This window comes from Chryseobacterium sp. Mn2064, from assembly GCF_049319685.1.
GTDB lineage: Bacteria > Bacteroidota > Bacteroidia > Flavobacteriales > Weeksellaceae > Chryseobacterium.
The window spans coordinates 88,336-102,804 of the sequence record NZ_JBMOUE010000005.1; the positions used below are offsets into that span (position 1 = coordinate 88,336).

11 protein-coding genes are annotated in these 14,469 nt (G+C 36.2%); 7 read left to right on the plus strand and 4 right to left on the minus strand.

What is annotated here, in order from left to right:
- Positions 1 to 30: 30 nt before the first annotated feature.
- Together ACL9RH_RS18000 and ACL9RH_RS18005 are read right to left on the minus strand one after the other, a co-directional pair.
- Positions 31 to 2,799 carry a TonB-dependent receptor plug domain-containing protein gene (locus ACL9RH_RS18000; RefSeq protein ID WP_422694734.1) on the minus strand — a complete coding sequence of 923 codons (2,769 nt, stop codon included), beginning with the start codon at positions 2,797 to 2,799 and terminating at the stop codon, positions 31 to 33.
- Between the two features lie 413 nt (positions 2,800 to 3,212).
- A complete protein-coding gene (locus ACL9RH_RS18005) occupies positions 3,213 to 5,543 on the minus strand; it encodes an ATP-dependent helicase (protein WP_422694735.1) in 2,331 nt (776 codons plus the stop codon).
- Positions 5,544 to 5,804: 261 nt separating this feature from the next.
- On the opposite strand from ACL9RH_RS18005, the gene ACL9RH_RS18010 reads away from it, so the two are divergent.
- From ACL9RH_RS18010 to secG, 4 genes are all read left to right on the plus strand, one after another.
- Positions 5,805 to 6,029 carry a bacteriocin-like protein gene (locus ACL9RH_RS18010; RefSeq protein WP_422694736.1) on the plus strand — a complete coding sequence of 75 codons (225 nt, stop codon included), beginning with the start codon at positions 5,805 to 5,807 and terminating at the stop codon, positions 6,027 to 6,029.
- 136 nt (positions 6,030 to 6,165) lie between these two features.
- Positions 6,166 to 7,479: a M16 family metallopeptidase gene (locus tag ACL9RH_RS18015; protein WP_422694737.1), complete on the plus strand. Its 1,314-nt coding sequence runs from the start codon at positions 6,166 to 6,168 to the stop codon at positions 7,477 to 7,479.
- An 8-nt stretch (positions 7,480 to 7,487) separates the two neighbouring features.
- Positions 7,488 to 9,533, plus strand: a complete 2,046-nt coding sequence (locus ACL9RH_RS18020; RefSeq protein WP_422694738.1) for a M16 family metallopeptidase — start codon at positions 7,488 to 7,490, stop codon at positions 9,531 to 9,533.
- 134 nt (positions 9,534 to 9,667) lie between these two features.
- Positions 9,668 to 10,027, plus strand: coding sequence for a preprotein translocase subunit SecG (gene secG / locus ACL9RH_RS18025; RefSeq protein ID WP_422694739.1), 360 nt, complete (start codon positions 9,668 to 9,670; stop codon positions 10,025 to 10,027).
- A gap of 51 nt (positions 10,028 to 10,078) precedes the next feature.
- Here the strand turns inward: secG and ACL9RH_RS18030 are convergent, their stop codons facing one another.
- Both ACL9RH_RS18030 and recR read right to left on the minus strand, forming a co-directional pair.
- Positions 10,079 to 10,918 (minus strand): glycosyltransferase family 2 protein, encoded by an 840-nt coding sequence (locus ACL9RH_RS18030; protein ID WP_422695024.1) that lies wholly within the window; start codon positions 10,916 to 10,918, stop codon positions 10,079 to 10,081.
- Positions 10,914 to 11,525: a recombination mediator RecR gene (gene recR / locus ACL9RH_RS18035; RefSeq protein WP_422694740.1), complete on the minus strand. Its 612-nt coding sequence runs from the start codon at positions 11,523 to 11,525 to the stop codon at positions 10,914 to 10,916. Before recR ends, ACL9RH_RS18030 begins: the two co-directional genes overlap by 5 nt.
- Positions 11,526 to 11,773: 248 nt before the next feature.
- Here recR and ACL9RH_RS18040 point away from each other — a divergent pair, with 248 nt between their 5' ends.
- The 3 genes from ACL9RH_RS18040 to ACL9RH_RS18050 all read left to right on the plus strand — a co-directional run bounded on the left by ACL9RH_RS18040 (position 11,774) and on the right by ACL9RH_RS18050 (position 14,419).
- Positions 11,774 to 12,379, plus strand: a complete 606-nt coding sequence (locus tag ACL9RH_RS18040) for a hypothetical protein (RefSeq protein ID WP_422694741.1) — start codon at positions 11,774 to 11,776, stop codon at positions 12,377 to 12,379.
- 24 nt (positions 12,380 to 12,403) lie between these two features.
- Positions 12,404 to 12,895: a hypothetical protein gene (locus ACL9RH_RS18045; protein ID WP_422694742.1), complete on the plus strand. Its 492-nt coding sequence runs from the start codon at positions 12,404 to 12,406 to the stop codon at positions 12,893 to 12,895.
- 81 nt (positions 12,896 to 12,976) lie between these two features.
- Positions 12,977 to 14,419 (plus strand): aminoacyl-histidine dipeptidase, encoded by a 1,443-nt coding sequence (locus tag ACL9RH_RS18050; RefSeq protein WP_422694743.1) that lies wholly within the window; start codon positions 12,977 to 12,979, stop codon positions 14,417 to 14,419.
- Positions 14,420 to 14,469 lie beyond the last annotated feature (50 nt).

A 14,469-nucleotide genomic window follows, 5' to 3' on the forward strand; every position in this document is an offset into this window, starting at 1 on the left:
TCCGTTTTTTTTATAAAAGTAAAATATTGTTTAAAAATTGAAATTCAATCTGGAGAAAACATATCTTCCATTCTGTCCAAACTGTGAAGTGGAACGCGAATAAACGAACTGATCGTTGTTGGAAGATACCGCAAGATTTTTGGTAGGGTAAATATCAAAAATATTGTTTACCCCTAAAGTCAATCCTATATTTTTTGTAAACTGATACACTACAGAAATATCGGTAATGATCTTATCTCCTATTTTTTGATGTTCGTTAGGCTCTATAATACCATCACCATTAGCATCTACTACGTCAGCTCCGGTTACTTTCCCGAAATAGGTATTTCTAAGGTAGAAACTTGCATTTTTCCATGAAAGAGTATGAGAAAGACTGGCTTTCACTCTAGGAACCGCTTCTTCCAGATATACTCTGGATTTTTCAGAGAAATAAATCTTTTCAAGATTCGGGGAAGTTAACAATCCTGCCGAATGAATATCTCCAACCTGCTTGGTCTGGTTCAGGTTCACAGCAAAATTATTGTCTAGCTTGAAGTCTGAAAATCTTGTATTATGAGAAATCACAATATCCAACCCTTTGGTTTCTGTATCAATGGCGTTGGTAAAGAACTGCGCTGCATTCACATTTAATTTGTCATACTGTAGCTGTGCATCCACTGGCACATCTTTTCTTAAGAACTGGTCTGTAAGAATGATTCTGTTATTAATTTTAGTAAAATACCCATCTGCTGTAAAGGTCAGGTTTACAGATGGAATTCTATACGTAAATCCTATACTTGCAGATTTCGAAGTTTCCTGTTTCAGTTTTGGCATATCCAGCAGACCTGCCAATTGAGAATCATTGCTGAAAGTTCCTACTTCCAAAAGCTGATTATTGGTAAATAATGTAGACGTTACATTATAATAAATCTGGTGGATAGAAGGTGCTCTGAATCCTGTAGATCCTGCAAATCTTACGTTGAAGTTGGGAGCAACTTTAATTCTGGAAGCCAGTTTGTAGTTGAAAGTAGATCCAAAGTCTGAATAATTTTCATATCTCGCAGCAGCATCTACTAAAAGCCAGTTGGTAAAATTGAATTCAACATCAGCATACGCTGCCAATGACTGTCTGTTTTTATTCACTGCATTCTCAGGTTTAAATCCATTGAATACCTGTGAACCTCCCGGAAGAGGCTGACCAAAGAAATCTGTAGCTCGTTGAGTGGGATCTCCATTCCAGATATTCCCAAATTGGTCATAAGTCTGGTAAGATGCTTCTTCTCCCTGTGTTATCTTGAAATTTTCAAAACGGTGTTCTCCTCCAAACGCAACGTTGATTCCTTCCAAAACATCATATTTTTTAGAGAAATCTAAATTGATGGTATTCTGTGAAAATCTTAAACCTCCTGCATTAAATTCATTTGGAGACGCAAAACGCATTGAAGTATTTCCCGTGTTTCCAATATTATAGGTAAATGAGTTTTGTCCAAAAGTATTACTGAAATCAATATTCCAGCCCTCCCATTTACCTTTGATTCCGGCTGCTAAAGAAAGATCCTGAATATCCGTTCCAATTTGTGGAAGATACCCATTAGGATATAGCCCTGTAAAAGTTCTGCTTTCTCTTGGTCTTCTGTAAAATCCTCCTGAAGTTCCATGTCTTATACTGTACCCTCCAAAAGTATATACTTTCCAATCGTCATTAATAGGCAATTCAGCATTGATAAAAAACTGATGATTGTTAAGCTTAGACTGCCCTACCTGCATATTGAAATCTTTCCTAGTCTGTCCTCTGTAAGCTAATTCCTGATCAGTAATATAATTAAGCTGATCGGTACTGAAACCTGTTCCCAAAACTTTTTGAAGATCCGCAATTGTATTTGCTCCCTGGATTGAATTTTGTAAATCCTGAGAAAAATATCCTACCTGCTGTGCATATTGATGGACATAGTTTACCAGCTGTTGAGGATTGGCTATATCTTTAATATCGGTAAAAAGAGAAGAAAGATTCACTCCGTTGTTCAAAGCACGCTGCTCAATAGCATTATAGGCATTATAAATAGGTCCACTTTCCGTCCCTGCTCTATAAGTAGGATTTCTGAACTGTGAAGTCCATGTAATATTGAAGAAACCTCCTCTTTTTCCAATTTTGTTTCCGTAGTTTAGGTCCAGCTGGATATTCTGACCATCAAAATCTCCAGTATGATCATTGGCTGCAGGGGTTAAATTTCCTCCGTAGCTGATCTGTCCCGCCAGTTTTCCGGTATCTTTTTTCAGTTCAAGGTTGATTACTCCAGCAATGGCATCTGATCCATATTGTGCAGAAGCTCCGTCTCTCAAAACTTCTATTCTGTTTAAGGCAAAAGAGGGAATGGCGTTTAAATCCGTTCCAACTGTACCTCTTCCCGGTGTTCCGTTTACATTAACAAGTGCTGAAGTATGTCTTCTTTTTCCATTAACCAATACCAATACCTGATCAGGTCCTAATCCTCTCAACTGAGCGGGGTCCAGATGATCCGTTCCATCGGAGTTAGTTTGGATGGTAGAGGTGAAAGATGGAGCAACAGCATTCAGAATCTGTCCAATATTGGTCTGTGGAAGAATAACCGATGATTCCTTTACATTGAATACATCTACCGGAACTGGGCTGTCTATTTTGGATCTGGCACCGGCTCTTGATCCTAATATAACAACTTCTTCTACGTTATTGGTCTTTATAGTGTCTTTATTTGTCTTTATGCTGTCTTTCTCCTGCCCGTAAGTAAATACGCCAAGGAAAAATAGAACAGAGGCAGAAAGAATAGTTTTCTTATTTTTCATAGTTTAGAAATTGATTAACATTTATGTTTTTTACAAGATGCAAATGTAGAATTTATTTATTAGTCTACAAAAACAATAGACTTTGTTTTTGTAAAAAATAGTTATCGTTTCTTTCTATCCCTCACTTAAAGTTATGATAAATTAAGAAACATTCGATAAAAAAAACTCATTTTCTTGAATATTAAATCCAAAATAATATAGAAAATGCAACATATATAAAGAAATATGTTACTCATTGATTACTCTTTCTATCAAAAAAGTCCTGTATTTGGCAATAAAAATGACTTCATTAATTGAAGCACCTTTACAAATATCAATGTGAAGTAGTTATTTATAAAAACTTTCCGAGATTGTGCTGAAAATAAAAGCGGACTCAAAAATTGAGTCCGCTTTTATTATATTTTATTTTAAAATTAAATCTTAGTCAGTTTAGCATATTTTAAGATCAGATTTTTCTCACCTTCATGTAGAAAAACTACCTTGGCCTTGATATTCTGTGGATCTGTTCCATCCAGGAAAGTAACTTCGCCAATTCCAAAACGATCATGTCTTACTTTATCTCCCACTTCAATATCCTGAGAAGAAGCACCACTTGGATTAATAATCTTCGCTGTACTTACAGGTTTTAGTTTTCTTACTTCCTGAGCCGGTTTCGAACTATCTCCCCTATCAATGGTCTTTTTCTCAACCTTTTTGAAAGATTTCATTTCAGATGGATGTTCATCAAAAATATTCGATTTAACCCCAGAGTTATTGATAAATCTCTTTTCTAATACAGGATTAAGGAATTCTATATATTCGTCATCAATTTCACTTAAGAACCTTGATGGCTCCGCATCTGTAATTTTCCCCCATTGAAAACGGGACACTGCATAAGAGAAAAAGACCTGCTTTTCGGCTCTGGTTAACGCCACATAAAACAATCTTCTTTCTTCTTCCAGATCTTCTCTGGTAGCAGAACTCATAAAGCTTGGGAATAGATTCTCTTCAAGCCCCACCAAATGAACTACCGGAAACTCCAATCCTTTTGAAAGGTGAATGGTCATTAATGAAACCATGTCATCTTCCAGATCTTTGTTTTGAGTATCTGCAGAAAGAGCAATGTTTTCAAGGAAATTGGAAAGGCTCGGATCTCCATCTTCCAGCTGCATTTGTTCCTCAATGAATCCCTGCATCGAGTTCATTAATTCCTGAACGTTTTCTACTCTGGAAATCCCTTCAGGCGTCTGATCATCTTTCAGGAATTTGATAAGGCCACTTCGTTTAGCCACTTCCATCGCTACACTGTAAGCTGTTTCTGTCTTCAGTAATACCTGAAATGCCTTTATCATCGACCAGAAATCGTTCAGTTTATTTAAAACTCCATTGTTTAAACCTAACTGTGGAGCATACATCGGAAGATTATCCAACACTTTTGAGACAGCAATATTCTGTGCATCGGCAAAAACAACCAGTTTATTCTGAGTGGTTTCACCAATTCCTCTTGCCGGATAATTGATGATTCTCATTAATGCTTCGGAATCATTTTCATTGATCAGAAGTCGCAGGTAACCGATAAGGTCTTTTACTTCTTTCCTTTGATAGAAAGAGAGTCCACCGTATACTTTGTAAGGAATATTTTTACGCCTCAAAGCATCTTCAAATGCTCTGGTCTGAGAGTTTGTTCTGTATAAAATAGCAAAATCACTGTACCTTCTCTGATCACGGTTGCGAAGTTCCCAGATATTTCCAGCAACAAAGTTGGCTTCATCAGCGTCTGAAAGTGAACGGTAAATTTTAATTTTATCCCCTTCTTCATTGTCACTGAAGACATTTTTCTTAAACTGCTGCAGGTTTTTTGCAATCACTACATTGGCAGCATTTACAATATTCTGGGTAGAACGGTAGTTCTGTTCCAGAGACACACTTTTAGCGTCTGTATAATCTTTTTGAAAGTTTAAGATATTATGAATATTAGCTCCACGGAAGGAATAAATAGACTGGGCATCATCTCCTACCACACAGATATTTTCAAATTTTGAAGCCAAAGCTTTCACAATAAGATACTGAGAATGGTTGGTATCCTGGTACTCATCTACCATAATATATCTGAATCTGTCCTGATATTTTGCCAACACTTCCGGAAAACGAGTCAGTAATTCATTGGTTTTCAAAAGAAGATCATCAAAATCCATAGATCCGTTTTTGAAACACTGTTCAACGTATCTTTGATAAATCTGACCAATAAATTTCATATTAGCTTTTTCATCAGCTTCCATCAATTCCGGATTGTTGAAATAAGCTCTTACCGTAATGAGATTGTTTTTATAGGTAGAAATTCTTGCCTGAACTTTTTTAGGTTTGTAAAGATCGGCATCAATGTTCATATCTTTCAACACTTTTTTGATGACGTTCAAAGCATCCTGCTGATCGTAAATGGTAAAATTGGAAGGATATCCCAAATAATGGGCTTCAATTCTCAAGATTCTCGCAAAAACGGAGTGAAAAGTTCCCATCCAAAGACTTCTTGCATTGCTGTCTCCTACAACTTTTGCAATACGTTCTTTCATTTCCTTTGCCGCCTTGTTGGTAAAGGTAAGGGCCAAAATATTGAAAGGGTCTATACCATTGTGTATTAAATGGGCTATACGCATTGTGAGCACACGCGTTTTCCCGGAACCGGCTCCTGCAAGCACCATCAGAGGTCCTTGTAAAGAGGTAACGGCTTCATATTGTGATTCGTTGAGTCCTTTCAGATAATCCATACAGCAAAAAAAATTTTGGGAACACAAAATTAATGTATTCAAAGGAGAAATCAAATTTTAGCTTTGGCTTCAATTAGAATTTAGTATTTATAAGACTTTTTAATCATCAGCATAACTTCAATTAAAAAGTAACAACAGAAATAATATTTAACATTATAATATTCGACTATTTATTTTTTTTCATTAAAATCATATCAATTATCCCCATTTATTGAATTAATAAATTATATTTATGATCTTAAATTTAAAAAAATTAATAACATGAAAAATCTAAAAAAACTTTCCAGAAACAGTCTTAAAAAACTATCTGGAGGAGAAGGAAATCTTGTATGTGGTATGACATGCTCATCTGGCAAAGTAATTTCGATGCATCATTGTGATAGCTGCGCCCCTATGAGTGGAGGAGCTGGAATGGCATGCGGAGTTAACAGTTCAATATTTGGCAGAGGACCGGCTCAGATAACAATGTTTGTTGAAGAATGCTAATATAAAAAAGCCGCATCTAATTTGGATGCGGCTTTTATTTTACAGATCAACATAGATGTATTAGCGCTTATTCTTTACTAGAATTTGTAACAAATAGTGTGTAATAAACACTAATTGGTAAACAATTTCTAAGTTTATGAAAAAGCGATTTCTTTCTGCTGCTGCCGTAGCTTTCTTCGGACTCATGCTGAATGCACAGCAAATCAAATTCGAAGAGTACGACCTTCCCAACGGCCTTCATGTAATTCTTCACCAGGACAATTCTGCTCCTGTTGTAACTACAAGTGTAATGTATCACGTAGGTGCAAAAGATGAAGTAAAAGGAAGGACAGGATTTGCACACTTTTTTGAACATCTTTTATTTGAAGGAACTCCTAATATTAAAAGGGGTACATGGATGAAGATTGTTGCAGCTAATGGAGGTGTAAATAATGCAAACACCACCAATGACAGGACTTATTACTATGAAACTTTTCCTTCTAATAATGAGCAACTTGGACTTTGGATGGAAGCTGAAAGAATGCGTCATGCAGAAATTAATCAAATTGGTGTAGACACTCAAAGAGAGGTTGTAAAAGAAGAGAAAAGATTAAATATGGACAATAGACCCTATGGAAATCTTTTTACTGCTATCTTAAATAATCTTTTTACCAATCACCCTTATCACTGGCCAACAATAGGTTCTATGGAGGATCTTAATGCGGCAAAGCTTGAAGAATTTCAGGCATTTTACAAAAAATATTATGTTCCAAACAATGCAACTTTAGTCGTAGCAGGAGATATTAAACCTGAACAGACCAAAAAATGGATTGAGGAATACTACGGAGGAATCCCGAAAGGAACTATTTATCCAAAAGACTTCCCGAAAGACGCTCCAATTACTCAGGAAAAAGAAGTGACAGCTACTGATCCTAACATTCAGATTCCTGCTTACATTTTTGCTTACAGAACTCCGGCTAACAAAGAAAAAGATGCGTATGTTTTAGATATGCTTTCTTCTTATTTAAGCAGTGGTAAATCTTCTGTTTTATACAAAAAATTAGTAGATCAGGATAAAAAAGCGCTTCAGGTAGCGGCGTTCAACCAGGGACTTGAAGACTACAGTATTTTCGCATTCTTTGCGATCCCGATGGGACAGACCACAAAACAGACTTTACAGACTGATATTGATGCTGAAATCAAAAAATTACAGACAACTCTTATTTCTGAAGAAGATTATCAAAAATTACAAAATCAAGTTGAAAATCAGTTTGTTAATCAAAATTCAAGCATTCAGGGAATTGCGGCTTCTTTAGCAACCAATCACGTATTGATGGGAAATACGAACCTTATCAATAAGGAAATTGACATTTACAGATCTATCACAAGACAGGACCTGCAAAATGCAGCTAAAAAGTATCTGAATTCCAACCAAAGAATCATCATCAACTACGTTCCTGAGAAAAAATAATTTTATCAATGAAAAAGCAACTCACCTATATAGCAGCGTCATTTTTATTTGCAGGAATGCTTTCTGCCCAAAAAATTGACCTAAACGCAATGCCAAAGCCAGGACCAACTCCTGCCATCAATATTGCTAAACCAAAAACCTTCCAACTAAGCAACGGTCTTACCGTAATGGTTGTTGAAAACAATAAATTGCCTAGGGTAAACACGACTCTTTCTATAGATAAACCTCCATACTATGAAGGAAATATCTCGGGAGTAAGTGAAATCATGGCCAGTCAGCTTGATAACGGAACCACTAACCTAAGTAAGGATGACTTCAATAAAAAAGTAGATTTCTTAGGTGCTAACCTTAGTTTTAATGCAGATGGAGCTTCTTCCAACTCTCTTTCGAAATATTTTCCGGAAGTATTAGGATTAATGGCTGATGCTATTGTTAACCCAAAATTCTCTGCTAAAGAAATTCAAGATGCTAAAGAAAGAACCATTGAGGGATTAAAAGCGGATGAGAAAAATGCTTCTTCTATCGCAGAAAAAGTATCTAATGCTTTAATGTATGGAAAGAATACGTCAAGAGGGGAATTTGAAACGATTGAATCTATCAACAAAATTCAGTTGGCAGATGTACAGAATGTTTACAATAAATATTATACCCCAGACAATGCTTATTTAGTCATTGTGGGTGATGTAAAATTCGATCAGGTAAAATCATTGGTTGAAAAAGCTTTTAGCGGCTGGAAAAAATCCAACACGAAATTTGCGCCATTGGAACCTGCTACTAATGTAGCAAAAACGGAGATTAATGTAGTAGATGTTCCCTCTGCAGTACAGTCTGTATTATCAGTAAGTAATCTTACTACACTTAAAATGAAAGACACGAATTACTTCCCTGCAACGATTGCCAATTATATTCTTGGTGGTGGTGGTGAAGCAAGACTTTTCATGAATCTGAGAGAGAAAAACGGATTTACTTACGGAGCGTATTCTATCATGAGTGCCAGTAAATATTCTCCTGAGTTTTCTGCTGAAACAAGTGTGAGAAATGAAGTAACGGATAAAGCTATTAAAGAATTAATCAACGAGCTGAATGGTATTTCTACTGTAAAACCTGAAGAACTTGCCAATGCCAAAGCGAAATTGAAAGGATCTTTCATTATGTCTTTGGAAAAACCGGAAACTATCGCAAGATTTGCAGTTAATCAAAAAGTACAGGATTTGCCGGCTGATTTTTATAACAATTATCTAAAATCTATTGATAAAGTAACGGCGGCAGATGTTTCCAACGCAGTAAAAGCTACGATCCTTCCTAACCAAAGCAGAATTTTCGTTGCCGGTAAAGCTTCTGATATTTCTGAAGGACTGGAAAAATTGGGATATCCGGTAAAATATTTCGATAAAGAAGCGAATCCGGTAAGCAAACCTGCAGTTCAGAAGGTAGATGCCAATGTAACGGTAGCTTCTGTAGTAGATAAATATATCAACGCGATTGGAGGAAAAGCTAATTTGGCTAAAATATCTTCTTATACAACCAATGCTTCGATGTCTATGCAAGGACAGACCATCGATTTGAAAATGATAAAAGCACAGGGCGGAAAAGAACTTACCACTGTAACAGCAATGGGACAGGTTGTTCAGAAGCAGGTATTTGATGGAAAAACTGGATATTCTATGCAAATGGGACAAAAAGTTGACATCACACCGGAAGAACTTGCTGCCAAACAAAAGAATACTGAACTTTTCGAAGAATTAGGTTTTGCAAAATCTGCTGATTATAAATTAGGAGGAATTGAGAAAATTGCAGGTGAAGATTCTTACGCCATTAAAGGTGGAGATACTACCTATTACTACAGTGTTGCAACGGGATTAAAAACCGGAGAAACTAAAAAAGTAAAAGCTCAAGGTCAGGAAATGAATATTCCAACCACATTCTCCAACTACAAAGAGGTAGAAGGGGTAAAAATGCCTTACACTATTTCTGTAAGCCAAATGGGAATGGATATGACAATGACTGTAAAGTCTTATGAGATCAATAAGGCTACAGATGCTGATTTTAAATAATAACATCCTCTTTTTATAGAAAAAACGGCAACAATTGTTGCCGTTTTTTATTTTTATCAACATTTGGCGACATCTTTTTTTGTTGTTCAGTAAAAAAAGATTAAATTTGCCCATTCAAAAAGATATCAGAATTAATGGATACTATATTTACACTATTGATGGTTCTTATTATGATTGCCAGTGTTTTATTGGTGATTATTGTTATGGCTCAAAATCCAAAAGGAGGAGGCCTTTCCAGTACATTCGGAGGTGCATCATCTGCACAGTTCGGAGTACAGAGAACCAATGATTTCATGGAAAAAGCAACATGGACTCTAGGCGGAACGATCATTGTTCTTATCCTTATAAGCGTTGTCATCACAGGTAAACCATCTCAAGTGGCTCCTGCTCAACAACAACCGGCTAAGAAAGAAGCTCCTGCAAAACAGTCTGCTCCTGCTTCTTCTACAACCACTACAGCTCCGGTACAGGCTCCTGCAGCCCCGGCAAAATAAGAAGAATATTATCTTACATAAAACAAAAGCAACTCAAATTGAGTTGCTTTTTTATTTTAATCTGATCTTTTCAATCTGATGGCGGAGTTTTAATCCTGCTTTTAAAAATGAATACTGCATCGGCTTTGTTTCTTTATAATACTTATCTATAAAGATTTGCATCGCACCATAGAATCTCTCCAGATAAATTTCGTCTTTTACCGTACTTTCTCCTTTATGATGAAGGATAGAAACTTTTCCGTAATAAAAGTTCTGATAGCCATTTCTTAAAAAAGTATAGCAAAGATCAATATCTTCCCCGTACATAAAGTAAGCTTCATCCAAACCTCCGATTTTCTGATATACGTCTTTTTTAGCCAGTAAAAACGCACCCGTGATTACATCTATCTCAGCTATAGCATCTTCTTCCAGGTCATTTCTATAATAAGACTTGGAATTATTCTTTTTAAAATTGGTAAAAAGCTTCTCAAAAGAATTGAACATATCAGGAACAGAACGTTTACTTTCGGGAAGAAAGTTCCCCTCGGCATCATGCATACGGACTCCCAGACATCCAAACTTAGGTTGGGAATCGGCAAAATCAAGAAGGGTCTTCATATCATATCCTTCCAGTTCCGTATCAGGATTTAAAAGTAACAGGTACTCTCCTGCAGCAGTTTGTATGGCCTGGTTATTCGCTTTTGAAAATCCACCGTTTATGTCAGAGGAAATAAAACGTACTTTGGGAAATTCGGGAATAAGATCTCCCCATGAACTGTCTGTGGAAGCATTATCAATGACAACCACTTCATATTCTACATCCGTTATATATTTCTGAATAGACAAAAGGCAGTTTCTCAGCAGCTGAGTAACATTATAATTGACAATAATAACAGACAACTTCATATTAATCCTTTTCGTTATAAGGTAATCTGTTGATAATAGATCTCCCTAATGAAATCTCATCCGCATACTCCAATTCGTCTCCTACTGAAATTCCTCTGGCAATACTGGAGAAATTCACTTTAAAGTTTTTAAACTTCTTATAAATATAATACGCAGTGGTATCCCCTTCCATAGTAGCACTTAAAGCAAAAATAAATTCTTTTACTTGACCATCATTCAGCTTCTTTTCAATACTCGGAATATTCAGCTGACCGGGCCCTACTCCTTCCATTGGAGAAATCTTTCCTCCTAAAATGAGATATTTCCCGGTATACTTCCCGGTATTTTCTATAGCAATAACATCCCTTACATCTTCCACAATGCAAATCAACTCTCCATTTCTCTTTTCATTGCTGCATATTTCACAGATGTCAAAATCAGAAAAATTATGACATTCTTTACAGTACTTTATTTCATTGACAAGGTTTATCAGGGAATTTCCAAGACTCACAGCTCTGGAATTAGGCTGTTTCAATAGATGAAGTGCCAATCTCAAAGCTGTTTTTCTCCCAATCCCAGGCAGGCCTGAAATCTCATCAACCGCCTTTGCCAAAACTTTACTTGGGTAATCCATAGTTACAAAAATAAGGATTATAGTTGAGGAAACGGTGAGAAATGGGAAATGGTAACCGGAAAATTGAAAGTTAAAAGCAGAACCGTATTTCAATTTTAATATATTCTTATCAACCCTTTCACACCTGGGTTTGTCCCTTAATCCATCAATGTAAGACAATGGCGAATTACCGTATAAAACCGGTCCCGGTCAATCAAAAAAACCATTATCTTTGCGCCTTAAATTAAATATGAAAAAAATTAACGAACATGGTACTTAACAACCTTAATTATCCTCTGGATTTCAAATTCAAAATCACTACCTTAGCAAGTGACTTCAACATCACTGACAGAAATGGCAACTATGTAGCTTACGTACGTCAGAAAATGTTCAAACTTAAAGAAGATGTTATTGTTTTTAATGATGAGAGCAAGTCTAAAGAACTTTTCAGAATCAGAGCCAACCAATGGATTGATTTCAACGCATCGTATTCTTTAAATGATCTTATCGATAACAAAAACTTCGGAAGATTGGCAAGAAAAGGAATGCGTTCTATCTGGAAGGCAAGTTATGATATTATGGATGCTCATGATCAACCTAAGTTTAAAATTCAGGAAGATAATGCATGGGTAAGATTCTGGGACAGCTTTGTAGGAGAACTTCCTATCATCGGAATGTTTACAGGATACTTCCTTAATCCTTCTTACACTGTAACAGGAGTGGACGGGAAAGCGTATTTCAAATTGAAAAAAATGCCTTCATTCTTCGGAAGAAGATTTCAGTTGGATAGACTGATCGACATTGATGATGAAGACGAAAGCTTAGTGATCCTGTCATTATTAATGATGACATTACTGGAAAGAGCGAGAGGTTAAGAAAACAAATAAAACCAAAAACAAATGAAATACGTAATCATTTTATTTTCAGCATTTCTACTGGTAGCCTGCAAAAAGGAAAAAGAAACCGTTTCAAATTCTGCTCCTGTAAATTCTTTATCTGTTGTTAAAGATTCTGCCACTTCAGGTCATTCTTCAGGTAATATTTTGGTTGGAACTATTCCGTTTCCAAAAGAAATTAAAGAATGTTCCTGTTATTTTGCCAAAAATAAAGCCGATTTTGAAACCGAAAAATACATCTATGCAGATGATGCGGGAAAAACAGCTTATATGATGTTGGATGGCAAAAGACTCGCAATGAATCTCATCTCATCAAGCGATATGGAAGTAGATGAAATCCTTACCAAAGAAATAGAAAATGGTGATTACAAAATTTCTGTAAAAGGTAAAAAAATAAAAGGTGAAGAAGCTCTGTTATTTGAGGGTACTCTGACGATTGAAAAACCGGACGGTACTACCTTCACTACTCCGATCTATGGAGAATGTGGATGTTAATAAAAGCGAAATCACACAAAAATGCTTCTGTATCCTACAGGAGCATTTTTTATTTCGTAAATTTGAAAAAAATAAATTTCAATGGAATTATCTAATATAGAACCGCAAATAATCTGGAAAAATTTCTCCAAGTTAAATGCAGTTCCAAGACCATCAAAAAAAGAAGAAAAAGTAATTGCTTTCATCAAAGGATTTGGCGAAGATCTGGGATTGGAAACAACTGTAGATGAAGTAGGAAATGTAATTATTAAAAAACCTGCCACTGCAGGAATGGAAAACCGTAAATCTATTGTACTTCAGTCTCATTTGGATATGGTTTGCCAGAAAAATAATGACGTTAATTTTGATTTTGAAACAGAAGGAATCAAAATGGAAATTGATGGTGACTGGGTAAAAGCAAAAGGAACGACTCTTGGAGCCGACAACGGTTTGGGAGTGGCAACAATTATGTCAATCCTTGAAAGTTCAGATATTCCGCACCCGGCTCTTGAAGCTTTATTCACCATTGATGAAGAAACGGGAATGACAGGTGCTTTAGGCTTAAAGCCAGGGCAGCTTACAGGAGATATTCTACTAAACCTTGATACTGAAGAGGATGACGAGATCGATATCGGCTGTGCAGGAGGTGTAGATGTAACCATTACCCAAAGCTATCCAACCGAAGCTTCAAAAGGACAGATTGTAAGAATTGAAGTGAAAGGTCTTCAGGGAGGCCACTCAGGAATGGATATCCATAAAGGTTTTGGAAATGCAAATGTTATTCTGGGAAGACTTCTTTACATTGGGCTTGTAAACCAGAATATTGAGTTGGTTTCTATCGACGGAGGAGGTTTAAGAAATGCGATTCCTAGAGAAGGTGTTGCTATTATTTCTGTAAGAAATGCTCAGCAATTTATAGAAAATGCAACTGCTCTTAAAAAAGAAATCCTGGAAGAATTTGCTTCTGTAGAACCGGGAATTCAGATCAATATTGAAAACTCTACGTCTTCTGATAAAGCGATTTCCGAAAGCGATTCTAAAAAAGTGATTCTTACTTTAAAATCTCTTCACAACGGAGTATACAGAATGAGCCCGGATGTAGCTGATCTTGTAGAAGCTTCCAATAATGTAGCAAGAGTTGAATTGAAAGGCGGAGAACTTAAGATTTTAAACCTTACAAGATCTTCTGTAGATTCCTCTAAGTATTCTACTGCAGAACAATTGAAATCTGTAGCAGAACTGGCAGGAATGAATGTAGAATTCAGCGGCTCTTACCCTGGATGGAAACCGAAACCAGGTTCAGAGATCGTACAGATCATGGAAAAGATTTACACCGAAAAATTCAATGAAAAACCTCATGTTGTAGCTTGTCATGCAGGTCTTGAATGCGGAATCATTGGTGCCAACTATCCTGAAATGGAAATGGTAAGCTTTGGGCCAACTATCAGAGGAGCGCACTCTCCGGATGAGAAAGCGAATATTCCTTCTGCTCAGAAATTCTGGAGCTTCCTAAAGGATATTCTAGCCAATATTCCTCAGAAATAGAATAGTATAATAACAATATTGAATATCCAAAACCATATGGTTTTGGATAT

Excerpts from the sequence above, each read along its gene's own strand:
- ACL9RH_RS18050 (WP_422694743.1), top strand. The coding sequence starts at position 12,977 with ATGGAATTATCTAATATAGAACCGCAAATAATCTGGAAAAATTTCTCC.
- ACL9RH_RS18020 (WP_422694738.1), top strand. The coding sequence starts at position 7,488 with ATGAAAAAGCAACTCACCTATATAGCAGCGTCATTTTTATTTGCAGGA.
- ACL9RH_RS18040 (WP_422694741.1), top strand. The coding sequence starts at position 11,774 with ATGGTACTTAACAACCTTAATTATCCTCTGGATTTCAAATTCAAAATC.
- ACL9RH_RS18000 (WP_422694734.1), bottom strand. The coding sequence starts at position 2,799 with ATGAAAAATAAGAAAACTATTCTTTCTGCCTCTGTTCTATTTTTCCTT.
- ACL9RH_RS18045 (WP_422694742.1), top strand. The coding sequence starts at position 12,404 with ATGAAATACGTAATCATTTTATTTTCAGCATTTCTACTGGTAGCCTGC.
- ACL9RH_RS18010 (WP_422694736.1), top strand. The coding sequence starts at position 5,805 with ATGAAAAATCTAAAAAAACTTTCCAGAAACAGTCTTAAAAAACTATCT.
- ACL9RH_RS18015 (WP_422694737.1), top strand. The coding sequence starts at position 6,166 with ATGAAAAAGCGATTTCTTTCTGCTGCTGCCGTAGCTTTCTTCGGACTC.
- recR (WP_422694740.1), bottom strand. The coding sequence starts at position 11,525 with ATGGATTACCCAAGTAAAGTTTTGGCAAAGGCGGTTGATGAGATTTCA.
- ACL9RH_RS18005 (WP_422694735.1), bottom strand. The coding sequence starts at position 5,543 with ATGGATTATCTGAAAGGACTCAACGAATCACAATATGAAGCCGTTACC.
- secG (WP_422694739.1), top strand. The coding sequence starts at position 9,668 with ATGGATACTATATTTACACTATTGATGGTTCTTATTATGATTGCCAGT.